Below are 22,747 nucleotides of genomic sequence, written 5' to 3'. Positions count from 1 at the left end.
GTTGGAACATGAGTCCTACTCCCGTGACCGGTTCCGACCTCGATGCCCATGCGCTGCGTGCGGTGCGTGCGGTGGCGGAGTTCGGCTCGATCACGGCCGCTGCTGTCGCGCTCGGCTACAGTCAGCCGGCCATCAGCCAGCTTCTGAAGCGGCTCGAGCAGCGCCTGGGGATGCCTGTGGTTGAGCGGGTCGGGCGCGGGGTGCGACTGAGCGCGGCCGGCGAGGTGCTCGCGCGGCACGCGCTGACGGTCACGACTGCGCTCGACACCGCCGCCGCCGAACTGGCTGAATTGCAGGGGCTGCGGGCGGGCCGCATCCGACTCGCTGCATTTCCCTCTGCCTCAGCCAGTCTCGTGCCGCAGCTGCTGGCGCGGCTGAGTGCGCGGCATCCGAACGTGACGGTCACGTATTTGGAGGCCGAGCCGCCCGAAGCCGTTGCCGCGGTGCGCGAAAACAGAGTCGACGTGGCCCTCACGTTTAGCTATCCGGGCGACCACTCCGACCCGTTTCCCGGCAGTGCCAGCGGGTTGAGTCAGATCGAGCTGTGCCGTGACGAGATGATGCTCGTGTTGCCGGCCGCACACCGTCTGGCCGAACGCGATTTGATCGACCTCGTGGATCTGTCCGATTCGACGTGGATCGGCGGCTGCCCGCGGTGCCGCGGTCACCTGCTCGAACTCTGCGATCGTAGCGGCTTCAGTCCACGGATCGCCTTCGAAACAGACAACGTGCAGGCGGTACTGGGGCTGGTCGCCGCTGGAATCGGCGTCGCCATGCTCCCCGCAATGGCACTGGAATCATCGGGAGGCGACGATCGGGTGGTCATTCGTCCGACCGCCGCGCGGGATCATCGCACCGTGCATCTCGTGACGGCGGTGGGGGCCGAACGGATGCCGGCACTGTCTGTTGCGGTGCGGCAACTCGTCGCGCTCACGGGCGCGGCGGGACAGTCCACCGTTTCATCCCGGGCTGAAAGTGCCGACGTGGCATGCGCAGAACCACACACCAGCCATACAGCCCGCTCCGAGCGCACTCTGAACTAGAATCGGTTGTGATGTCTGAGACAATTTCGCACCCCTTTTCCACGGCCACCGGAACCGACGTTCGTGTGCGCTTCTGCCCCTCGCCCACCGGAACGCCGCACGTCGGGTTGATTCGCACGGCCCTGTTCAACTGGGCCTACGCGCGCCACACCGGCGGCAAGCTCATCTTCCGCATTGAAGACACGGATGCCGCGCGCGACAGCGAGGAGAGTTTCGGTCAGATTCTCGAGGGTCTGCGCTGGCTCAACCTGGATTGGGATGAGGGTGTCGACGCCGGGGGACCGCACGGTCCGTACCGTCAATCTGAGCGCTCCGACATCTACCGTGATGTGATCGCCCAGCTTGTCGCCTCCGGCCACATTTACGAGAGCTTCGCCACCGGCGAAGAGATCGAGGCGCGGAATGTGTCTCTCGGTCGCGACCCGAAAATGGGTTACGACAACTTCGAGCGGGACCTGACGAGTGAGCAGAAGGCCGCTTACCGCGCCGAAGGGCGCTCGCCCGCGCTGCGATTGCGTGTGCCGGATGAAGACCTCTCCTTCGACGACCTGGTTCGCGGCGAGATCACGTTCCCGGCGGGCTCATTCAGCGACTTCGTCGTGGTGCGTCCGAACGGGCATCCGCTCTACCCATTTGTGAACCCCGTCGACGACGCTCTCATGGGCGTCACGCACGTGCTGCGCGGCGAGGATTTGCTGTCGTCGACACCCCGCCAGATCGCGCTCTACCACGCGCTGATCGACATCGGACTGGCCACCTTTGTGCCGCGTTTCGGCCATCTGCCCTACGTGATGGGCGAGGGAAACAAGAAGCTCTCCAAGCGGGACCCTTCCTCGAACCTCTTTCACCACCGTGATCGCGGCTTCATTCCCGAGGGCCTCGTGAACTACTTGGCGTTGCTCGGATGGTCGCTCACCCATGATCGCGATGTCTTCTCGATCGATGAAATGATCGCCGCCTTCGACGTCGAGAACGTGAACCCCAACCCGGCCCGATTCGATCTCAAAAAGGCCGAATCGATCAACGGCGACCACATCCGCCTGCTTGATACCGCTGACTTCGCTGAGCGCACGATTCCCTACCTCGTCGCAGCCGGTGTTCTCTCCGAGCCGCTGACTGATGAGCAACGGGCAGTGCTCAGCGCCGCGGCACCGCTCGTGCAGGAGCGAATCGCCCTCCTCGGCGAGGCTCCGGCCATGCTCGGCTTCCTCTTCAGGCCGGGCGCTGATCTCGTACATGAAGCAGATGCCCGTGCCTCGCTTCCGCAGAACGCCGGCGAGATCCTCGACGCATCCGCCGCTGCACTCGGTGATATTCCCGAATCGGAATGGAACACCGAGCGCGTGCATGTCACGCTCACCGAGGCTCTCATCGAGACGCTCGCGCTCAAGCCACGCGTGGCGTTCGGGCCGCTACGGGTCGCGATTTCGGGGCGTAAAGTATCGCCACCGCTGTTTGAATCGATGGAGATCCTGGGTAAGACCGAATCGCTCGCCAGGCTTGCACGTTTGTCGGACACTCTCACGGCATGACCGACCAGTACGACGTCGTGATCATCGGCGCGGGCCCGGCAGGGCTCGCCGCCGGTTTGAGCTTGGTGCGTGCGCGTCGGCGCACTCTCATGATCGATAGCAATCGGCCCCGCAATGCGGCTACGCTCCGTTCGCACGGATTCATCACCCGCGATGGGGTCTCACCGCTTGAATTGCGAAAGATCGGCCGGGGGGAATTCGAGGGCTACCCAGCGGCGCAATTCCACACCGCACTCGCTCTCTCCGTCACAGCGACTAACGTCGATGAGATCTCGGGGGATCTGTCATTTCACGAATCCCGATTCAGAGTGGTGACGCGCGGATTGCGTGGTGAAGCAAGCCGTGACGTCAGCGCGCGCACTGTGCTCATTGCGACAGGCCTGCTCGAGACGCTGCCGGCATTGCCCAGCATCCGTGCCTGGTACGGAACCAATGTGCATAGCTGCATCGACTGTGATGGCTACGAGAAGGCGGATGCCGCGCTGGCCTTGATCGGCGAGTCCGACGATCTTGCCGAACGCGCTCTGCTGATCTCGCAGTGGACGAGCGATCTGATCGTGTTCACGAACGCTGTTGGAACCGTCACCGCTGCGGACGAGGCAGCATTATTGCGCCGCGGCATCCGTGTGGACCGTCGCCCGATCGCGGACGTGGTCGGCGAGCGTGGAGCGATGACCGGCGTGCTTCTTGCCGACGGTGAGGTCATCGCGCGTGAGGGTGGCTTCGTGCGCCCGGGGTGGGCGCCCGCCATCGACTACCTCGACGCCTCGGTGCTCGGGCAGCTGGAGAGGGATCGTGACGGACTCGTCGTGGTCGATGATCAGGGCCGCACCTCGATTGCGGGGCTGTACGCGGCGGGGGACTCCACTCCGCCCGGCGCTGAACAGCTGATGGTAGCTGCCGGCCTCGGGGCGCGTGCGGCTGCGGCGATCAACCGCGACCTTATCGGCCCACTCTAGACACGCCCGAGTGTGCTCGGTTTGGAGCGGCTCTGCACTCTGGGCTAGGGTAGATCCCGGTTCGTTCTTCGGAAAAAACCGATGGGGTATGGTGTAATTGGCAACACGGCTGATTCTGGTTCAGTTGTTCTTGGTTCGAGTCCAGGTACCCCAGCAGTAAAAGGCGCAGGATTCCGCGGCGATATCATCTATCGCCCATCCTGTCCACGAGGCCCGAAACGGCCCGTGTGACCAGAAACGGCCCAATAACCCCCGTGCGGGGTGGTCGCGGCGTTCTGCTGCCCGGGTGGATACGGACCCGTCCCGACCCAGCCGGGCTGCTCACGGCTTCGGTCGTGCACCTGGTGGGTATGGACCCGACGACGCAGATTGCTCCGACATTCCTCACGCAGCGGGAACTCGCCGAGTTGCTCCAACTGCCCGAGCGGACGTTGGAGGACTGGCGCCTGGCGCACACCGGTCCGCCGTATCTGAAGCTTGGCCGACACGTGCGATACGACCTTCATGATGTGCTCGCCTGGGTCCAGGAGCAACGGCATGGCTAGGCCGCAGATCCCAGCCGGTGAGCTGGGCAACATCGTCGTAGGTATCCTTCCGAGCGGCCGGTACCGAGCCCGCGCGTCCATCCGTGACGACAGCGGAGCCCTGCAGCGACTGGCCGCGGTGGCCGACACCGAGGAAGCAGCGCGAGCTGATGTCCGCCGGCAGGCGATGGCGATCGGCACCGGCAGTTCCGGGGCACTCTCGCCGTCGAGCACGATCGCCGAAGCGGTCGCGCTCTGGCTGTCCCAGATCCTCACCCGGGCGAAGGCCGGCAGCCTCGCGTACTCGACCTACGAGTCGTACGAGACGACCGCGCGGGTGATCATCGTGCCGCGCTGCGGGGGAGTCCGGTTGGACCGGCTGACCGTCGGCCGCTGCGACCGCATCCTGCAGCGGATCCTGGAGGAGGAGACGATTTCGAAAGCACGTCGTGCCCGAGCGGTGTTGAGTCTCGTGTGCGGCTACGCCGTGCGCGACGACGCGCTGGGGCGCAACCCCGTACGCGACGTGCAGCGCCTGCCGACATCGCCGAAGAAGGAGTCCGCGCTCACTCCCAAGCAGATCAACGCCATCCGCGAGCTCATGCAGCAGTGGCGGGTCACGCGGGATGACGGCCCAAGGCCCAACTACCGCTCCTTGATCGACGGCATGGACATCATGCTCGGTACCTCGGTGCGTATCGGAGAGTGCCTCGGCCTGCGCCGCTGCGACGTGGACATGACAACCCAACCGCCGACCCTCACGGTCAACGGCACGATCGTCAGTACCAAGGCGCAAGGAACGCACCGAAAGGATTCGCCCAAGCGCTCCCGACAGCGGCGGAGCATCGCGCTTCCGTCGATGGCCGCAGCGGCCGTGCGCCGTCGGCTGGCACTTGCCGAACCCGACCCGCAGGCATTCTTGTTCCCCACGAGGACCGGCCGCTCGCTGAGCGTCAGCAACTACGAGCGCCTGCTCCGCGCGTTCGTAGACGCCGAGCGCACGGTGCTGTCTTCTCTCGACATCGACGTCGACGAATACACGACTCACCTATATCGGCGGACGGCCGCGACGCTCATCGAGCGAGCCGCGGGAATCACGCTTGCATCTCGGCTGCTCGGGCACGCGAGCGAGCAGATTACGCGGAGCAGCTACGTCGTGACCGCTGAGCAGGTCGACCCGGTGACGGCAGAGATCCTCGATCAGGTCCTCGGTGGGTGACTGCCGTCAGGTGCCGCGCAGCAGGGCCGATGCGAGGTATTTCCGACCGCGCTGCCACCCGAGCGTTGCGCCCGCGACACTAACGGAGCTCTTCATCGATCGAGGGAGAACGGAGGCGTTGGCTCGGATCACTCGCCGTCACACAGGACTGAAATCCACCTGGGTGCCGTATAGAATGCGGCCTCGGCCTCGCGCCATCTGGCGATGTCGTCGACGACGAACTGTACGACATCTTCATCGCGAACGCCGATGACGGCCATGTTCTCGCAGATTGAGCGATCAGGATCGAGCACGGCGTTCACGGCTCAGATCATGGACGAGGCCTTCGGCGACCTCTTTTGCACGTCGCTCACCGAACGCCTCGCCCGTTAGGACGCGGCAGCGAACCCCGCGGCCAGGTCGGCGTAGAACGCGCCCTCTGCCGCGCAACGCTGGGCGATATCGTCGAACACGAACTGCACGATGACCTGCGGACGGGTCACTGATCATGGACCGGAAGCTGCTCCTCGGAAGGTTCCAGAAGCCGCGGGAGGCCAGCTGAGAGATGTTGGCATTGGCGGTCAGGTCTTCGTAGTCCTGGACGGGGTGACGGTATTGCCGGTCCGGGGGCTCTTGCGTATGACGCCCGCGGGCCCAATACCGGGACACCCACGAACACCTTCGCAATCCGGTGTGAACCGTCCCGGTTTTCATGCCGCTGTTTTGTTAGCGGCTCCACCGGTTGATGGGACGTTGATTTCATCGTAGTAGGCGGCCTCGTACTCCTCGGGCGGAACGTTCCCGAGGGCACTGTGCAGACGCTCGTTGTTGTACCAATCGACCCAATCGAAGGTGAGCTCTTCCACGTCGGCGAGCGTCTTCAGCGGGCCCGACCGGAACGGTGATCCCTTCTGCACGGCTTCGTTCTTGTAGAGCCCCATGACCGTCTCGGCGGCCGCGTTGTCATACGCGTCACCGACCGACCCGATCGAGGCGACCAGGCCCTCCAACTCGACGGTCTCGGTGAACCGAATCGACGTGTACTGCGATCCCGCATCGCTGTTAAGCCGAATTCGGCTTAACAGCGATCGCGGCGTGCAGTATCGTGCCGTGCGCTACACCGACCGCCTCGCCGAGGCCGAAGCGGTCGCCTCGGTCGGGTCCAAAGGCGATAGCTATGACAACGCGATGGCCGAGGCATTGAACTCGCTCTTCAAAGCCGAACTGATCCGCAACCGCGGCCCCTGGAAAGGGATCGATGATCTCGAGATCGCGGTCGCGGAATACATTGACTGGTACAACCATCGCCGGCTCCATGGCGAGATTGAATATTCGCGTTCTTGGGGGCCATTGTTATTGCCGTCGGGGGCCAGCGATGCGATCAACGGTTGATGTTATTGGGGGCCAGGGGTAACACGCCGCCGGGCACCACGAAATTCGTGAAGAAGCCGGCCGCGCTCGCGCTCCTCCCGATTTCCGGGTGGCCTCTCGCTCAGCCCGCCGAGGAAGGGCGGGGCGCGTTGCTCGATGCTCTTGGATCGGCGCGACGTCAACATCGTCACCTCGACGGCGTTCCGCACCAGTGCGGCATAAGGGCGGGCGCCAGGGTCTCGGCTCTGACGATCACACCGACGTCGATGCCGACGCGATCACCGACCGCATCGTGCAGGACGCCATTTGGGCAGAGAACGGTGTCCACAATATGCGAGAACACACCGCCGGCCAGGTCAAGGCGTAAAGGCTCGCGCGGTCGGGCGCCAGCGGCCCCCGACCGCGCGACAGCCCGGCACCGAACGGCAATACCAGTTGCCCCCGAAGGCAATATTCAATGGCCCCCGACCCCGCAAATACTCAAGATCGGTCATATTCCCCCGGTCGAGGCCGAGAGCAACTTCTATTCACACCTGCCCGCCCTCAGAGAGATGGAACGGGTCTAACCGAGCCTCTAACAAACTCGGGGCTTGACAGATCGAGGTATCGCGCACCATCGTCTTTGACGCACCCCGCCACGCCCGTGCCTTCTTCGGCGCATTGGTGAGGGATAACTTGGATATCGGTCGACCGGAAAGTGTCGAGTTGCTCTTCACCGGTCACGCCCCGCACTCCCGCCGGGCGCATCCGATCGTGAACCGGACACCATGCAAAACCAGAATCGTCACCGTCGGCACCCAAGTCACGGTGAACGCGTTCTTCAAGCACTCTCGGATCAAACAGTATTTGAAAGACGGTCGTGCCCTGCGGATCGAGACTGTCATCAACTCTCCGAGAGATCTGCAATGCCTGCGTCGTCTGGAACACCTGGACGAGCTACAACCCAAAGCCCGTGACATCAATGCCCGACTGCTTGATAATGAATGTGTCGGGTAGGACTGTGTCCTTGCGAGCCCAGCCTTTGAGCGGGTCGCGTCCCCCACGGTCTCCGCGAACGGGAGATGGGCTCCAGCCATCCGTTTTGGCGACCCTCGGGTCATGGCCCTGCTCGGCGCACTGTGTGTCAGCCTCAACATTCTCGGATTCACCCACAGGAGCCTGCGCGCCCTGATGAACCAGTTCCTTGACACCGACTACAGCCAGAACCAGATGAGCTACGACCTTGCCCGGCTCCGCGTGAACGGCCTGATCCAACGCCGACCCCACACAAACAGTTACACCCTCACCCGCGACGGCCTACGCGTGGCCTTGTTCTACACGAAAGTGCACAACCGGCTCCTACGGCCGCTGATCGCCGCCGACGCCCCGCCCGCACCAGCCGAGTTACGGCAAGCACTGAAGACCATCGACAACCAGATCGGCAACTACATCAACGACGCACAGTTGGTAATCACAGCCTAAAACTCACGACAAAACTCCGACTTCTGGCCACCAAGTAAAGCTAGGGCAGGACGCCCGCGCAGCGCTACTACATAACGAATGCCCCGCGGTGGCCGTCCTCAACAGTTACGCTCCCGCTCGGCCCGGATATGAGCAAGAGGCCGACTGAGGGTTCGGCCTACTCAGCGGCGGCCCAAACAACTCGTAACTCTCCACCTCCCAGTTGTAGGTCCAGAGCATTCCTGACTCATCCAGATAGGAATCGAGGTCAATCACATGGCTCGCACTACTCGGCAGCGATTCATATGGCTCGACCAAGTCTGGGTAGTAGAAGTTGAATCGGTAGAGTTCGGTTTCGTCAGCGCTAAGCAACCCGTCAACTGACCCCCACTCGGAAAGCAGGGCTCGCTCATACTGACGCGTGCCTGGGTCCTTCACCAAGGCTTCACCGAAAGACGCCGTCCAGAGGTACCCATCAGTATCAATAGCCAGAATGTTCTGGTCTACGACATGCACCTCTTTGAAAGAGACTCCGGATGGCGATATCTGCCGCGACGAATAGTCAAACAGCAAGTAATTGTTCACGATTTCTTCGCTATCCCAGCCCCAAAGGCCCCAAACATACACGGAACCGCTTGTGGTCACCCCAGCGGCGGTGGAGAAGCTCCCTCCGGAAGAGGTTCGAGAACCGCTGCCAGACGCAAAGACAAAATCGGTTCCCGGCATCACTTTGGCAAATGTGTCTGACCTCTGAAAAGTCTCGTGGGTTCCACTCTGATTGCTGCCAACGCCAGAGACATAGCCACTCTGCCAAAGGCCCCCCGTCGTATCGATAGCAAGTATCACATGGGGCTGCCAGGATGCGGAAACAAACGAGGTTCCAGGCGATATAACTACTCGATACCCAACCGCAGGAGAGCTTGAAGGCTCAACCAAAGCTCCGCTCGATGTTATGGCGAGGGATGCATACAAGGGGCCCTGCAGCATGCGAGCGAAATCCGTGTATTGCGATTCCCAAACAGGCAAGCCAGGATTTGCGAAAGGTGATCTCAGGTTCGGCAGCCCCCTAATCGCCACGTTTAGCTGCTGCGCTGAACACGAACTGAGTGCCGCCTGAGCTGCACTGAACACGCCAGAATAGCTCCAGAGTCGACCTCGACTGTCAATTTGAGCGCTTCTGCTTGAGCCCTCCTCCCATCGCAAGGACGGATCCCGCGTCGTCTCGGCGAAAAAGACGTCCAAGAAGCAAGGGGAGTCGTCCCCTATGAGACATATGAAGCCAACTTGGTTGAACGCTTGGATATTCGTCCACTGCCGTTCGCCGTCGTAGGAGTACCAGGCCTCGTGGCTTGGCATCTTGCGTCTCTGTCCAACGACGCTAACGGTGCCGTCGCGCCATGCATGCACAATGGCTGTCGATGCAATCTCACCCACCTGAATCCCAAGGGGTAGCTTGCAGAAGGGGTCTCCGGCAAGAAGATCCAGAGTAATAGAGACGTACTCGTTGGTCGCATCATGTGGAATAAATCGAAGACCGTCGTCATCGGCCCTGCGCGTCGCGATCACGTCATCGGTCACAGCGTCACGAAGCTTGGTTAGGCCGACTTGCTTCGACGTGGAAGTAGCTTTCGAATCAAAATTGTAAGTGAACCCCATTTGGGTTCGGAAAGTGCCGCCGTTCCCGGGCTGTTCAAATGTGCGATCGTCGCCCGAAAATGCAATGCCATTGTTCTCCGGAATTTCCTGAAAAGCAACGCACGCATCGGTGAATACCCCAGAAATACGCCGATCACTGATGAAGGTCCTGTAGTCAAACGAGAATGTCTTCGCTTCAAAGCTGGCCGAGGGCGTTGAACGCGCGGCGGCAGGCTGCGACAGGACTTGGGTTGATGTGAGCTGCTTTGACGACAGAATTGTGTCCGACACCCCTCCTACCCGTATTTCTGTTTCGGGCCCCGAATTGCCAGCGGCATCAGTCTGATAGGCAAACCAAACGTACTCGGCGTCGTCCGTGAGGTCGCTTACGCCGCAGTCAAAGTGCCCCTGCGCGTCTGCCACTCCGGAGCAGACGCTCGAACGATCCAGACCTAGGACAGACACTGTGGCCCCTGGTTTACCAACTGCTGAAACCTCGATCTGTCCGAACTCGACGTTGGTCCCGAGTGACGGCCGTTCTACTGCGACCGCCGGCGGGAGTCCAGCAGATAGCGAAACTGGCTCGCTTGATAGCAACCTCGGCTCAGGCTCCGAAAGATCCTGAAGTTCCTGCTGGGCGAACCAGACGTATGAACTGTCTGAATTGAGGCCAGTAATTGCGCATTCAAACGACCCCGTCGCTGTAGCGACAGCGTCACACCCTGTTGTGCGGTCGGCGGACCAAATTCCTACGTCGCTTTCTGGTTCCGCCTCGCCAGCCACAATCAGCACCCCGTTGGTCAATGGCTGTGTCGCTGGTGGAAGTCCAATTAGCGTTACGGGAGGAAGCCCATATCCCCAGCTAATTGAAACATCCGTGCTGTGAACTCCGCCAGGTGAAACCTGTTTCGCACTCCACGGTGTCAGAAAAAGCTCTGGGTCTTGCACCGTGCATGAGAATTCACCTGCCGGGTCAGACCCGACGACGCTACATACTGGTGCTCCATTTGCGTCAACTATGACTACCATGGCTCCCAGCAGGGAGACTCCGCTCACGTCAATTGACGAGCCCGGCGCAGCATCCGTTGAGATCGGGGAAGAAATCGTGGGCGGCGGCGGCGTTTTCAAGGGGCTTTCGTCGGCTTCCTTTACCGCCAGGATTGAATATTCGTGCTCTGCACCTGATTGCAAGTCGGTCAATGCGAAATAGGTGCTCTGGGTTGATGACACCTCCGAACCGTCCATTAGTACGGTGTAGTAGTCGGCCTGGGAGTCTACCGACCAGGCCAATGCCACCGTGGTGGGCGTATTGGCAACGACCAGATTTGGCAGGGCGTACTCGAGAGGGGTTAGAGGATCTACGTCCCAATCGATTGTGCCAAGGGTTGGTCCCTCATCAGGGTCTGGATCGGGATCATACGCATTAAGAGGATCCATCGGGTCCAACGGTAAGACGGGCAACGCGGTACTTTGCGTACTGGCCGAATACACTGTAATCACTACCGGAGTACCGAGTGTGGTCTGGCCCGTAAGAACGTCACGTGGTCCATTGATACTTGCAGGAGAATCGAGGACCACCGCATTTCCCTCTTGGTCCTCAAAGGAGCTAAGATTCGCAAGATCTAACGCGAGCGGATAGTCATTGCTTTCCTCAGCCATCGCTGGAACTGATTCCGAACTCACGACGAGACCAATCAGTACGAGTCCAGACAACGCGACGCTTAAAATTCGACGAAAATCGATCACGATTCCATCCCCCTTGAGACGACTCTGGTTCTTCTCGAAGGGAAAGGTCAATGCTCGGTTCCCCGTGCCATTATTAGCAGATCACTAACTTGCATCGCGCCCCCCTTTCGGGGAGCCTACTGAAGCACCTAGTGATCCTTGGTGTCCGAAACCTTGACGATTGTCTTGAGTTTTTGAACGGCGTATCGTGTGCTTCACCGCTCCACAATTGCAGGAAGTTTTTCCTGACCAGCCATTTGGGTGGCACGACTGATCATTTCAGTGATCAGCACTTCGGCGTAGCGGTTGGCCCCGGGCAGATTTTGTGCACCGCAGGCGTTAGTCGGAGTGCGCACAATCAGGCGACAGCCCCTGAAGCCGGCGACCGACGCAAGAATCGCACCATTCCGCTCGGCGGTCAGAGGAGAATCCTCACTGGATGAATGAGTCCTAATGGTCGTAGGCGATGAGGGATCGTTTGTTGGGCGTGCCGATGAGCCAGTTGTGCCAGATTCCCGCAGCCAGGGCGAGTAAACGGCCGGCGACGCGGGAGTAGAGCCCGGTCGGGGTGCGTCCGCCGTGGTCTTCGAGGGTGAGTTGGCCTTTCAGGGTGTCGAACACGGACTCGACCCATTGGCGGATGCCGCCGAGTTTCCCGAATCGGGGTTTCTCGTCCTTGCGGTCAGGGCGGATCAGTTGGGCCTCGAGCTCGTTGGTGATGAAGGCTTCGAAGTCGCGTCCGGCGAAGCCTTTGTCACCGATGATGATCTGACCGGGGCGGATCAGGTGCTTGTCGTGGCGGAGCATGGCCTCGGCCGCTTCGCGTTCCCCAATCTTCGGGCCCGCGAGGCCCCAGACGACGGGCATGCCGTCCGGGGTGCAGACCAGATAGAGCCGGAATCCCCAAAGAAGCGGGAGTGTGAAGCGCAGTAGCCGTAACCGGCGTGGCCGGCCAAATCTGAGCGCTTCACGGTCTCTCTCGATTTCCCGCACGGCACCGGGGTGGAATCGATGAGCCGGTTGATCTCGCCCCAGGATGGCGTGTCTCGGGCGAGTTCGGTGATGACCGCGGAGAGCAGCCCGGTGGCCTGCCGGACACGTTTGCCCCACCCGGACTGTTGGGGCAGGTTCGGGAACATGCCGGCCAGGTGGGTGTGGGCGTAGCGGATCCATTTCCGGTCGGCGGCGATGCCGAGCAGGTGCTGGGCGACGACGAGGCAGAGCAGCTCGACATCGGTCAGGACGGGTTTCCGGCCGGGGTGTTTGTCTCGCGACAAGCCGATTGCGGGCAAGATCCGATCGTCCACATGCACGTACAGTGTGGTCAGGAGGGTGTTGAGGTCAGTTTTCACACACCGGGTTTAACACCCTCCGCCAGCGCTTGCTCGGATTAACGCGCCGGTAGTTCATATGAACTAGTGTCCTGCGCCGGTAGTTCGTTGTAGAAGTCGTTTGAGGGATTCGAGGGTCACGTCCCGTGTAGTGGTGTAAATCTCGGCGTTTGAGCGTTGCTTCGCCAACGTGAAGAGCCACCGTGCGATGGTCAGTGAGAACCGTTCAAAGTTCCTCACAGAAAAGACACAAACACACGATGGCTCTTGACCAGTCTGCCCTGCTTGACCTGCTCGCTCAACTCAAGCTCACCGATGTCACCGACCGGATCCGGTCTGCGACGGAATCGCTCTACCAGGAACTGATCGATGCGGAGGCGACCGCGTTCATCGGCGCCGCGCCATTCGAACGCTCCGACGGGCGCACCACCCACCGCAACGGCACCCGCCCACGCACGTTGACCACCACGGCCGGGGACCTGGATTTGAAGATCCCGAAGCTGCGTGCCGGCACGTTCTTTCCCGCGCTGCTGGAGCGCCGCCGGCGGGTCGACCAGGCGTTGTTCGCGGTGGTGATGGAAGCGTATGTGCACGGGGTGTCCACCCGGAAAGTCGACGATCTCGTCAAGGCGCTTGGCGCGGACTCCGGCATTTCCAAGTCCGAAGTCTCTCGTATTTGCGCCAGCCTCGACGCGGAGGTCGGGCAGTTCCGCGACCGCTCCCTGTCGACTCACGACTTCCCGTATGTGTTCCTCGACGCGACGTACTGCAAAGCCCGGGTGAATCACCGCATTGTGTCCCAAGCGGTCGTCGTCGCGGTCGGTGTCGCCGCCGACGGACGCCGGGAAGTCCTCGGATTCGATGTCGGAGACACCGAGAACGAGCCGTTCTGGACCGGCTTCCTGCGGTCGTTGAAGGCCCGCGGGTTGGACGGCGTGAAGCTGGTCATGTCCGACGCGCACACCGGGCTGAAGAAAGCCATCGGGACCGTGTTTCAAGGCGCCAGCTGGCAGCGCTGCCGGGTGCATTTCATGCGCAACGTGCTCGCCGTCGTGCCCAAGGGCAGCCAGGAAATGGTCGGCTCGATCATTCGCACCATCTTTGCCCAGCCCGACAAGGAACACATCCTGAAGCAGTTCGGCGAGGTCACCACGATGCTGCAGCGTTCACACCCCAAGGTCGCACTGATGCTCGTCGACGCCCAACACGACGTGCTCGCGTTCGCTGACTTTCCGCAGCGTCACTGGCGGCAGATCTGGTCCACCAACCCGTTGGAACGCGTCAACAAGGAGATAAAGCGCCGCACCGACGTCGTCGGCGTGTTCCCGAATCCTGCGGCGCTCCTCCGGCTCGCCGGGGCCGTGCTGGTCGAGCAGCACGACGAGTGGGAAGCCGCCGACCGGCGCTACTTCTCCGAAGCGTCCATGCTCGAACTCACGATCATGAACGCCCGGCCCGAAACCGTCGAGCAGGTGACCGCACTCCCCGAGCTGAAGGCCGCCTAAACTAAAACAACTGACCCGCACGGTGTTGAGAAACTCCACCACTCAGCGGGACGTGACCGATTCGAGGATCTGTTCCGCGGACTTGGTCCAGATGAATGGCTTCGGGTTCTCGTTCCATCCTTTGACCCATTTGCGGATGTCGAATTCGAGCGCCTGGACACTGCGGTGGTCTGAACGCTGCAGAAGGTCAGCGGTGACGTAGGCGACGAACCGTTCGACCTGGTTGATCCAGGATGAGTACGTCGGCGTGAAGTGCATGTGGAACCGGGGATGCGCTTCGAGCCATTTGACGATCGTGGGGCTCTTGTGAGTGCTGTAGTTGTCGCAGACCAGATGAACCTCTAACTCGTCGGGGACTTCGGTGTCGATCTTGGTCAGGAACTTCTTGAACTCGATGGCCCGGTGGCGGCGGTGGATGCTGGAGATGACGGTGCCGTCGAGGGTGTTGAACGCGGCGAACAGGCTGGTCGTGCCGTGGCGCACATAGTCGTGGGTGCGTTTCTCGGGCATGCCCGGCATCATCGGGAACGCCGGCTGTGAACGAGCCAGGGCCTGCACCTGGGACTTCTCGTCGACGCAATAGACAACGGCCGCCTCGGGTGGATTCAGATACAGGCCGACGATGTCGTAGACCTTCTCCACGAACTGCGGATCGTTCGAGAGCTTGAACCCGTCCTCCCGATGCGGTTTCAGCTCGAATGCTTTCCAGATCCGTCCGATCGTGGACTTCGACAAACCCGAACGTTCAGCCATCTTCGACCGGGACCAGTGGGTTGCGTTCTTCGGCGTCGATTCGAGCGTGTTGACGACAACCTCTTCGATTTGCTCGGCAGTGATCGTCGGCGGGCGCCCGGGCCGCGGCTCGTCGACCAAGCCATCCAGCCGAGACTCAACGAAGCGGGCCCGCCACTTGCTGACCGTGTTCGTCGAGCAGTGCACCCGCTCGGCCACCGCCTTGTTATCCAGGCCTTCACCGCAGCCGAGGATGATCCGTGACCGCAACGCCAACGCCTGCGAGGACTTCGCTCGCCTGGACCAACGCAGAAGTTGCTCCCGCTCCTCAGTGGTCAGAATCAGCTCAGTCTTGGGGCGTCCAGTTCTTGGCATACCTCATTTTACAACTTAACAAATGAATTTCAGGAGCAGGACACTAGCGCCAGGCTGCTGCCCGAGAACCTATTAGGACTCACTCATCCAGTGAGGATTCTCCTCTGACCGCCGAGCGGAATGGTGCGATTCTTGCGTCGGTCGCCGGCTTCAGGGGCTGTCGCCTGATTGTGCGCACTCCGACTAACGCCTGCGGTGCACAAAATCTGCCCGGGGCCAACCGCTACGCCGAAGTGCTGATCACTGAAATGATCAGTCGTGCCACCCAAATGGCTGGTCAGGAAAAACTTCCTGCAATTGTGGAGCGGTGAAACACACGATACGCCGTTCAAAAACTCAAGACAATCGTCAAAGTTTCGGACACCAAGGATCACTAGGAGCGCGGGTCAGTAGTGGCGCTAATCCTCGGCAGGGTTAGCGATAGTGCTGTCGCGGCGGCTCTGAACCGGTCCGGGAGGCCGAGGTTTTCGAATTTGGTGCGTTACGGTGCCGACTGAAAACAGGGCCAGCACCGCGTTGCATCATTCGCCAGTTGGGCGGCCCGCCCTGCCCTTTAGGTCGCTGGGCGGGCTATGAGCGCGGCTTGCGCGGCCAGAATCGCTTTGGTTTTCATGGTGTGCAGTTTCATCAGGTTGTGGCAGGCGGCCAACAGATCCCACTCGTGGGCCGCTTGCTCCAGCCCGCGCAGCAACACGAACTTCACTTGCCGAGTGTGGATCTGACCAAACACCGGCTCCACGATCGCTTTGCGCCTGGCGTAGGCCGCGCAGCCCTTGCCCGTTTTGAGTTTGCGTGCCATGCGTTCTCGGAGCGTCGCATTGGCCGGGATCCGGCCCCGGGGAATCTCAGGAACACACTCACCATGTTTCACTCTCCCCGTCGCGATGAAGAATTCCGTCTGCCCGTCACGGTTCGCCTCAACCGTCTTCGCGTAGTCGAGGTTCGTTCCCGAGCAGTAACCGGCATCGGCGAGGACCTGCCGGGGCAATACACCCACCGTTTCGTGGAGCTTCTGAACCAGCGGCACGACCTGTTCAACATCCACGGCGACATTCGTCAGCGTCGTCGCGACGATAATCTGGTAATCCGCATCAACGATCGCTTGCGCGTTGTAGCAGTAGTGAAACGAGCCGTCCGCGGTCTTCATGATCCGAGCGTCCGGGTCGGTGAAGTTACGTTGCGCTTTCGGAGCGACGACCGCGTTCTTCGCCGCGTCCTCGCCCTTCCGGGTGACGTCTTCGTCGTCATCATCACCCTTCTCACGGGCCTTCTTCTCCGCGTCTTTCCGGGCCCGAGCCGCCGCGTCGGCTTCCAACGCGGCCTTCGCCTCGGCAAGTTTCACCAGGCGAGTCTCCCGCCGGGCCAACTCGTCCGGCAGCTCATCACCGCGCTTGTCTTTGCCGAAACGGGCGTCCTCGGCGTCATCGATCGCGTCAGCATCAGCCAGAAGCGCGGAGACCTCCTCGGCGAGGATCTTCTGCTTCTCGCTCAACCGGGCATAACTCATCGCTTTGCGCCGGGACGCGTTCGCCCGCACCTTCGTTCCATCCAAAGCGACCTGACCCAAGGACACCATTCCGGCCGCCCGGCAGAGCTCTAACGCTTGCAAGAACACATTCCCTAACGCGGAAAGGTGACGTTTCCGGAATCGGGCGATGGAACGAAAATCGGGTGCTTGCTGCGCGGCCAACCAACGAAACGCGACCACATCCACGCAGACCCGCTCCAACTCCCGCGAGGAACGCACGCCGACGCAGTAACCATAAAGGAGCACACGCACCATCAGCCGAGGGTCATACGGCGGCTGCCCCTTCGTCTTGGCATAGGAAGCATAAAACTTACTCAGATCCAGAGACTCGACAATGTCCGCGATGAAACGAGACAAGTGGGTCTGCGGCAGCCAGTCCTCCAACGACGGCGGCACCAACATCACCGCGGCCGGCTCAAACGCCCGAAACCGCTTATTCACCCCAGCCCCAGCCTCGACGCCCTGATCGACGGGGTCCACATGCTCAAGCTCAGCCGCGGGAAACAGGCCATCCGAATCGCTCATAACCAATTTTCCCAGCCCGGAGACCCCGGGCGGGGAAATCGGTCGGCGTTTTAAGATTCGCCACTACTGACCCGCGCTCCTAGGGCAGGAAACCTATTGTCGCGAGCGCAAGACCGGGAACGCTAGCAAGCGTGACACGGATCCAGCTGTTCTTGCAGAGCTCATAGATGATGTTCCCGAGGATTGAGCACCACATTCCGGGAAAGAAGGCAATGAACCCTCCCCCCAGAGGATCGCCCCACCGGAAAGTACCGAAAATGAATCCGGATAACACTGCAAGACATGTCCCGACTACGCCAACAAACAGCCCCCGCATGACCCATGATTCAATTGCAGCTTCCAGCTTGAACCTCGAATAGAGGGTAGCTATCAGCACCGCGAGCACGACGGGGATAAGAGCCCAGGTTGAGGCGGCAAGATTGCCTGCGGCAATGAGTAGTGGAGAGAACTCTTCCCCCAGTATCGTGTGGCACGACGGCGATTTTCGAAGACATAAGTTGTTCTGGAAGAGGGACACGTACAAGAGCGCACCGAGTGCGAACACCGTGTAGCTGGAAACCACAGCAACGATCACGACGGGCGGTCGCCGATGCCACCATTTGTTCGAGGGCTTTGCGGGGCTGTCGGACGGCACTGTCGCGTAGGCGGAACTGTGTCCCTGACGTTTCGGCATAGCGTACAGCATGGCACCATTGGGGGCGAATCGCAGCTAGCGACCTACCTAAAACACGCGAACAGTCAAGAAGCAGTGCGAGTTTGTACCCTCCATAGCTAGGCAAACCGGCCGTGCGGCAATTGGCGGTCGAGGTGCCGACCCTTCTGCAAGGACGCTATGCGAGAGCAGGAAGGACCATCGACCGTGGGAATCCAGCACTGCGCACGTACGAAGTGCTTTCAGCTGGGACGCTGGCGAGGATCAATCAGCAATCGCTGACCGTCCCGTACCCTATCTCTTCGATATACGAAATCGGGATTGAATGCCGCCACCCCCACCGCGCCCCTCGCCCGACTCGCTGAAGACAGGCTCCGCATTCTTCACAGCCTCCGATAACACCAAATGGTTAAGCCGAGGAAATGGTGACCAGCCCCCGCCAACACTGGCCAGCACCCGACTCCTCGGCTTAACGTCAACCTCGGCATAATCCGAGTTAAGCCGAATTCGGCTTAACTCGGACCGCGACGCCCAATACGCGTCCGGACAGATCACCGCGTTCGCTACGGCGAACGGCATCACCCGGTCGATGGGATACACCGGGATCTGCTGGGACAACGCCCTGGCCGAGAGCTTCTTCGCGACCTTTGTGTGTGATCAACTCTTTGTAGGCCGTTTCGGCGCTGGATTCCTGCCAAGTTAGTGGCTGGTTTCCTGCCAAAAGAGCGCTAAGAATCAGGCCAGCAACTCCCCGCCGCGACGATGGGTTCGGGGACTGCGCGAGATTGAGATCACCCGGTGGCCGAGGCCGTCTCCAAAGCGATGGAGACATGGGCCCGCCACCGCCCAGATAGGTTCCTTACGGCGTGTCTACTGCCAAGCGGTCGCGCCGGAAGGAACCAGGAAGCAGATGACGGTACCCATGTCCGTGCAAGAAAATATCAGAACACTCGATTCCCAAGGAATCACGGGCCGTGAAATCGCCCGCCGGTTGGGAGTCAGCCGCGACGCGGTGGTGAAATACGCCGGCCAACTGGACTACTCACCGAGGCCGCCAGCGCCGGTGGCCAGGCCCGCCGGCTCGGCCATGACCGGGTTCGAAGCGACCGTTGAAAAGTGGTTGGGCGAGGACCAGCGCCGGCCGCGCAAGCAACGGCATACGGCCAAACGGGTCTTCGACCGGTTGGTCGCCGAGCAGGCTTTCACCGGCAGTTATTCGCCGGTGCAACGCTTCGTGAAGAAGTGGAACGCCCTCCACCGCCAGGCCGGTGAGGGCTTTACCGAACTGGTCTGGCCCGCCGGCACCGCGCAGGTCGACTTCGGGCAGGCCGAGGCCATCATCGGCGGAACCCGGCAGGTCCTACACATCTTCGTCGTCACGTTCCCGTTCTCGAACATGCGCTTCGTGCAGGCCTACCGCGGCGAAACAGCTGAGTGCGTTTGCCACGGGCTACGCACCGTGTTCGAGCACATCGGCGCCGCACCCCGGCACCTGGTCTTCGACAATGCCACCGGCATTGGCCGACGCGTGGGCACCAAAGTCGTCGAGAGCACACTGTTCGGCGCGTTCAAACTGCACTACCGATCCGAGTCCCGGTACTGCAATCCGTATTCCGGCCACGAGAAGGGCAACGTCGAGAACGCGGTCGGGTTCCTCCGCCGCAACCTGATGGTCCCCGAGCCCGAAGCGGCCACACTGCAGGGCCTGAACGCGGTCCTGATGGCGCGGTGCCTGGCGTTAGCGCCGGCGTTGCACTATCGCAAGGGCCTGCCCGTGGGCGAGCTCTTCGCCCAAGACGTCGCCGCGTCTCTGGCACTGCCCGGCGTGGGGTTTGACCCGGTGCGATACGAGTCCCGCACCGCCGACAAGACCGGGAACCTGCTCATCGACGGGAACACCTACGCGGCCGGGTCTGCCTTCCACAGCCGCACCCTCACCATCGGGCTCCGCCACGACGTCGTCGAGATCCTCGACGAGCACGCCACACCCGTCCGCTCCCTCCCGCGCGCGTTCGGGAGGCAGACGGAGACGATCTTCGAACCGGCCGCCCTGCTGCCATTACTGGTGACCAAGCCCGGAGCCTGGGGGCATTCCCAGCTCCGACCGTTGGTCCCCGAGCCGGTTCGCGACTGGCTCGACACAGCTACCGCCACCAATCGGCGCCGACTGCTCAGCGCCGTCGATGCCGCGTCGGGATCGGCCGGTTTCGACGCCGCTATCACTGCTGCTGACCTGCTCATCCAGCGCGGAGATATCCCCGAGATCGCCGCACTGGGCATGCTCGCCCGGCGCTTGGCCGACGGCACCACCCCGGCAGCGGAAAACGTGGACCTGAGTGTTTATGACATCTTCACCAGCGTCAACACCGTGACGGGAGAAATAGCATGAGCCTCGTCACCGTGCAGGACATCATCGAGACCGGCCGTCAGGCGTCGCTGACCAACACCGTGCTGGCCGAATGGGCAGAGAAAGGCACCCCGAAGCAGCGTGAGTACCTGCACGGGATGCTCCTCGCCGAGCACGAATCCCGGCAAGCATCACGCCGCCAACGACTGTTGAGCGCCGCCCGGCTCCCGGCGTTGAAATCACTCACAGGTTTCGACTACTCCAACGTCAAGTTCCCCGAAGACTACGGCCGGGAAGAGCTGACGTCGTTAGAGTTCATCAACAGGGCCGAGGACCTCGTCCTCTACGGCGATGTCGGCACCGGCAAAACCCACCTCGCCAGTGCTCTGGTCGCCGCCGCCTGCCAGCAAGGGATCCCGGCACGCTTCTTCACTACCTCGTCACTGGTTTTGCAACTACGCCGCGCCAAAGACGAAGGCCGCCTCGATCGGGAACTGGCCAACATAGCCAAAAATCGATTACTCGCAATTGACGAATTCGGCTACTTGCCGATCGATACCGAGGGCGCCCGGCTCCTGTTCCAAGTCATCGCGGACGGTTATGAAAAAAGAAGCCTGATCATCACCACAAACCTCGAGTTCTCCCGCTGGGGAACGGTATTCGGCGACGACAACATGGCCGCAGCCGTCATCGACCGCATCGTCCACCACGGTCGCCTCCTCCAGTTTCGCGGCGAGTCCTACCGCGTCAAACACGCCCTCATGAAATAGCCCCGGCCCAAAAAACCGGCCGTTGAGGCCGCCGTGCTCAACTGGCCGGAAACGGTGCCGCACTGGCCGGTTAATTAGCGCTGAAATGGCCGGCTTCAAGTTGACAAAACACAACCTTGAAAACGGAGTTCTACTACCGCCGCATTTGGCCCACCCGGGCCCGCGCGATCCGCGACGTCGCCGCATGGATCGAGGACCGCTACAACCGCCGCCGGCGGCACTCCTCGATCGGGCAGGTCACACCCGTGGACTTCGAGATGCAATACTCGTCACAGGCCGCTGAGATCCAACTCGCCGCTTAACCCGTGTCCACTCGCTGGGGTCAAGGCCACACCCATGCGCGGAGAAATCTCTTGTGGCCTTGCCGCTCTCCGGCTAAGTTGAATCAACCTTGGACTGCCCGTTGGGCTTGGCTTGGGTTCGCGGTTGGAAGTTCGACTCTACTTTTGGTCATCGCTACCGGCGCCATCACTATCGGTTGCATCTCACTCTTCACTCACAACATGACAGGACGCAAGAGCCTGAAATCCGTGAAGCAAGTCAGGGCAGCAGAGAAAGAGGCTCCTATGAGAAAGGCAGTTAGCGGTTTCGCTCTCTACATTTCAAACGTCAGTAGCGGAGTCCTAGGCACGGTTCTCTTTGAGATGGCCACCCGAACCAAACCTTGCGGTCAGAAAGCTAGCTGTGCGGTATGTGTAACGTCTGCTCACTGGTCGCGAAACTGTGTCGCAAGCGGTTCCGCTTCCGGTCTATTTCAGCCGATGCCTTTCACTCGAGTGAGGACCAGTTCGCACCCCCGGGGAACTAAGTAGTGCACGCTGCGCTCGGCGTCCTGCTCTGAGCGTGCGCGCTGTGCGCGTCGTTCAGAGGTCGCCGAGCACCTCATCCGTCAAGAAGAGGCAGAGGCCTCCGCGGCCAGGTCGGCGTAGAACGCGTCTTCGGCCGCGCGGCGTTGCTCGACATCCTCGAACACGAACTGCACGAAGTCTTCGTCACGATCGGTGATGGCCGAGTCCTCGACGGTGAGCGCCGGGCCTTCTCCGGGCCAGCTTGTTTGCCGCGTCGGCCGGTCACTGTCCAGCCGCGTCCCGGATGCGGCCACCCAATCACGCAGGCGTTGCCGGGCGTCCGAGAAGTCGCGGTGCCAGCCCAGCGGGGCGGAGCCATTCTGCTCGGGGTCATACGCGGACAACCAGTGCAGGTGCAGCGCCGACAATTCCCACACCAGCTCGGGGTGGCGGTGCCAGGACGGCGGAATGGCATTTGCGCCGAGTCCGTAGGTGCGGCGCAGCCAGTTCACCCAGGCGTTCAACTCCAGCCACTCGGTCTCGGCCTCATCGGCGGTGAGCAGGTTCCAGTTGATCGGGTGGGGTGGCTCAGGCAGCGATTGGTCGTCAAAGGCGCCGGCTTCGTCAGCGTCGGGGGGCTCAGGCTCGTCGGGCTCACCTCCGTCGGGCGACGGGTCGTCTGCACGTGGGTCCTCGTCTGCTCCGAGGGACTCAGCGCGTTTATCACCGAGCAAGGTCTGGTCGTTGTGTCGCATTGTTCGCTCTCC

18 protein-coding genes, 1 tRNA gene and 2 pseudogenes are annotated in these 22,747 nt (G+C 61.6%); 13 read left to right on the top strand and 8 right to left on the bottom strand.

The annotated features are described in order from the left end of the window. The first annotated feature begins 8 nt into the window (after positions 1-8). The 6 genes from HNR05_RS06640 to HNR05_RS06615 all read left to right on the top strand — a co-directional run bounded on the left by HNR05_RS06640 (position 9) and on the right by HNR05_RS06615 (position 5,277). Positions 9-1,043 (top strand): LysR family transcriptional regulator, encoded by a 1,035-nt coding sequence (locus HNR05_RS06640; protein ID WP_179578304.1) that lies wholly within the window; start codon positions 9-11, stop codon positions 1,041-1,043. Between the two features lie 11 nt (positions 1,044-1,054). Continuing rightward, on the top strand, positions 1,055-2,575 hold the full coding sequence (gene gltX / locus HNR05_RS06635; protein WP_179578303.1) for a glutamate--tRNA ligase: 1,521 nt from the start codon (positions 1,055-1,057) through the stop codon (positions 2,573-2,575). Further along, positions 2,572-3,534 carry an NAD(P)/FAD-dependent oxidoreductase gene (locus tag HNR05_RS06630; protein ID WP_179578302.1) on the top strand — a complete coding sequence of 321 codons (963 nt, stop codon included), beginning with the start codon at positions 2,572-2,574 and terminating at the stop codon, positions 3,532-3,534. The genes gltX and HNR05_RS06630 overlap by 4 nt, the downstream gene beginning before the upstream one ends. Before the next feature lie 82 nt (positions 3,535-3,616). Beyond that, positions 3,617-3,688: transfer RNA gene (locus HNR05_RS06625), tRNA-Gln, on the top strand. 73 nt (positions 3,689-3,761) lie between these two features. Beyond that, on the top strand, positions 3,762-4,079 hold the full coding sequence (locus tag HNR05_RS17920) for a helix-turn-helix transcriptional regulator (protein WP_343062490.1): 318 nt from the start codon (positions 3,762-3,764) through the stop codon (positions 4,077-4,079). Continuing rightward, the gene (locus HNR05_RS06615) at positions 4,072-5,277 is read left to right on the top strand and encodes a tyrosine-type recombinase/integrase (protein ID WP_179578301.1); all 1,206 of its coding nucleotides are present in this window, start codon (positions 4,072-4,074) and stop codon (positions 5,275-5,277) included. The genes HNR05_RS17920 and HNR05_RS06615 overlap by 8 nt, the downstream gene beginning before the upstream one ends. Positions 5,278-5,405: 128 nt before the next feature. Here the strand turns inward: HNR05_RS06615 and HNR05_RS06610 are convergent, their stop codons facing one another. Further along, positions 5,406-5,579, bottom strand: a complete 174-nt coding sequence (locus HNR05_RS06610; RefSeq protein WP_179578300.1) for a hypothetical protein — start codon at positions 5,577-5,579, stop codon at positions 5,406-5,408. 387 nt (positions 5,580-5,966) lie between these two features. Next, positions 5,967-6,266, bottom strand: a complete 300-nt coding sequence (locus tag HNR05_RS06605) for an integrase core domain-containing protein (RefSeq protein WP_179578299.1) — start codon at positions 6,264-6,266, stop codon at positions 5,967-5,969. A 70-nt stretch (positions 6,267-6,336) separates the two neighbouring features. Here HNR05_RS06605 and HNR05_RS17535 point away from each other — a divergent pair. From HNR05_RS17535 to HNR05_RS06590, 3 genes and pseudogenes are all read left to right on the top strand, one after another. Next, positions 6,337-6,648: pseudogene (locus HNR05_RS17535) on the top strand (integrase core domain-containing protein); the annotation flags it as partial. Positions 6,649-6,838: 190 nt separating this feature from the next. Continuing rightward, positions 6,839-6,994, top strand: a complete 156-nt coding sequence (locus tag HNR05_RS17530) for a hypothetical protein (protein WP_246318363.1) — start codon at positions 6,839-6,841, stop codon at positions 6,992-6,994. Positions 6,995-7,725: 731 nt separating this feature from the next. Then, positions 7,726-8,088, top strand: a complete 363-nt coding sequence (locus HNR05_RS06590; protein ID WP_179578297.1) for a hypothetical protein — start codon at positions 7,726-7,728, stop codon at positions 8,086-8,088. Between the two features lie 105 nt (positions 8,089-8,193). Here HNR05_RS06590 and HNR05_RS06585 read toward each other — a convergent pair whose 3' ends face one another. Both HNR05_RS06585 and HNR05_RS06580 read right to left on the bottom strand, forming a co-directional pair. Beyond that, positions 8,194-11,499 carry a hypothetical protein gene (locus HNR05_RS06585; RefSeq protein ID WP_179578296.1) on the bottom strand — a complete coding sequence of 1,102 codons (3,306 nt, stop codon included), beginning with the start codon at positions 11,497-11,499 and terminating at the stop codon, positions 8,194-8,196. Positions 11,500-11,877: 378 nt separating this feature from the next. Continuing rightward, a pseudogene (locus HNR05_RS06580) lies at positions 11,878-12,779 on the bottom strand (IS982 family transposase). A gap of 239 nt (positions 12,780-13,018) precedes the next feature. Between HNR05_RS06580 and HNR05_RS06575 the strand changes: the two are divergent. Beyond that, positions 13,019-14,263, top strand: coding sequence for an IS256 family transposase (locus tag HNR05_RS06575; protein WP_179577758.1), 1,245 nt, complete (start codon positions 13,019-13,021; stop codon positions 14,261-14,263). 42 nt (positions 14,264-14,305) lie between these two features. Here HNR05_RS06575 and HNR05_RS06570 read toward each other — a convergent pair whose 3' ends face one another. The 3 genes from HNR05_RS06570 to HNR05_RS06560 all read right to left on the bottom strand — a co-directional run bounded on the left by HNR05_RS06570 (position 14,306) and on the right by HNR05_RS06560 (position 18,108). Next, a complete protein-coding gene (locus HNR05_RS06570) occupies positions 14,306-15,370 on the bottom strand; it encodes an IS630 family transposase (protein ID WP_179578295.1) in 1,065 nt (354 codons plus the stop codon). 553 nt (positions 15,371-15,923) lie between these two features. Further along, on the bottom strand, positions 15,924-17,339 hold the full coding sequence (locus HNR05_RS06565) for an IS1182 family transposase (RefSeq protein ID WP_425485100.1): 1,416 nt from the start codon (positions 17,337-17,339) through the stop codon (positions 15,924-15,926). Positions 17,340-17,502: 163 nt separating this feature from the next. Further along, a complete protein-coding gene (locus HNR05_RS06560) occupies positions 17,503-18,108 on the bottom strand; it encodes a hypothetical protein (RefSeq protein WP_179578293.1) in 606 nt (201 codons plus the stop codon). Positions 18,109-18,997: 889 nt separating this feature from the next. Between HNR05_RS06560 and istA the strand changes: the two genes are divergently transcribed. From istA to HNR05_RS06540, 3 genes are all read left to right on the top strand, one after another. Continuing rightward, positions 18,998-20,464 carry an IS21 family transposase gene (gene istA, locus HNR05_RS06550; RefSeq protein WP_179580434.1) on the top strand — a complete coding sequence of 489 codons (1,467 nt, stop codon included), beginning with the start codon at positions 18,998-19,000 and terminating at the stop codon, positions 20,462-20,464. Further along, positions 20,461-21,192: an IS21-like element helper ATPase IstB gene (gene istB / locus HNR05_RS06545; protein ID WP_179577398.1), complete on the top strand. Its 732-nt coding sequence runs from the start codon at positions 20,461-20,463 to the stop codon at positions 21,190-21,192. Before istA ends, istB begins: the two co-directional genes overlap by 4 nt. A 116-nt stretch (positions 21,193-21,308) precedes the next feature. Continuing rightward, on the top strand, positions 21,309-21,494 hold the full coding sequence (locus HNR05_RS06540; RefSeq protein ID WP_179578292.1) for an integrase core domain-containing protein: 186 nt from the start codon (positions 21,309-21,311) through the stop codon (positions 21,492-21,494). A 587-nt stretch (positions 21,495-22,081) separates the two neighbouring features. On the opposite strand, the gene HNR05_RS06535 is transcribed toward HNR05_RS06540, so the two are convergent. Next, positions 22,082-22,735 (bottom strand): hypothetical protein, encoded by a 654-nt coding sequence (locus tag HNR05_RS06535; RefSeq protein ID WP_179578291.1) that lies wholly within the window; start codon positions 22,733-22,735, stop codon positions 22,082-22,084. Between the last annotated feature and the right edge of the window lie 12 nt (positions 22,736-22,747).

Source organism: Leifsonia psychrotolerans, from assembly GCF_013410665.1.
GTDB lineage: Bacteria > Actinomycetota > Actinomycetes > Actinomycetales > Microbacteriaceae > Cryobacterium > Cryobacterium psychrotolerans_A.
The sequence above is the reverse complement of the archived record's forward strand: the minus strand, read 5'-3'. Positions and strand labels throughout refer to the sequence as shown.

Excerpts from the sequence above, each read along its gene's own strand:
- gltX (WP_179578303.1), top strand. The coding sequence starts at position 1,055 with ATGTCTGAGACAATTTCGCACCCCTTTTCCACGGCCACCGGAACCGAC.
- HNR05_RS06590 (WP_179578297.1), top strand. The coding sequence starts at position 7,726 with ATGGCCCTGCTCGGCGCACTGTGTGTCAGCCTCAACATTCTCGGATTC.
- HNR05_RS06575 (WP_179577758.1), top strand. The coding sequence starts at position 13,019 with ATGGCTCTTGACCAGTCTGCCCTGCTTGACCTGCTCGCTCAACTCAAG.
- HNR05_RS06615 (WP_179578301.1), top strand. The coding sequence starts at position 4,072 with ATGGCTAGGCCGCAGATCCCAGCCGGTGAGCTGGGCAACATCGTCGTA.
- HNR05_RS06640 (WP_179578304.1), top strand. The coding sequence starts at position 9 with ATGAGTCCTACTCCCGTGACCGGTTCCGACCTCGATGCCCATGCGCTG.
- HNR05_RS06570 (WP_179578295.1), bottom strand. The coding sequence starts at position 15,370 with ATGCCAAGAACTGGACGCCCCAAGACTGAGCTGATTCTGACCACTGAG.
- istB (WP_179577398.1), top strand. The coding sequence starts at position 20,461 with ATGAGCCTCGTCACCGTGCAGGACATCATCGAGACCGGCCGTCAGGCG.
- HNR05_RS06535 (WP_179578291.1), bottom strand. The coding sequence starts at position 22,735 with ATGCGACACAACGACCAGACCTTGCTCGGTGATAAACGCGCTGAGTCC.
- HNR05_RS06560 (WP_179578293.1), bottom strand. The coding sequence starts at position 18,108 with ATGCTGTACGCTATGCCGAAACGTCAGGGACACAGTTCCGCCTACGCG.
- istA (WP_179580434.1), top strand. The coding sequence starts at position 18,998 with ATGTCCGTGCAAGAAAATATCAGAACACTCGATTCCCAAGGAATCACG.
- HNR05_RS06630 (WP_179578302.1), top strand. The coding sequence starts at position 2,572 with ATGACCGACCAGTACGACGTCGTGATCATCGGCGCGGGCCCGGCAGGG.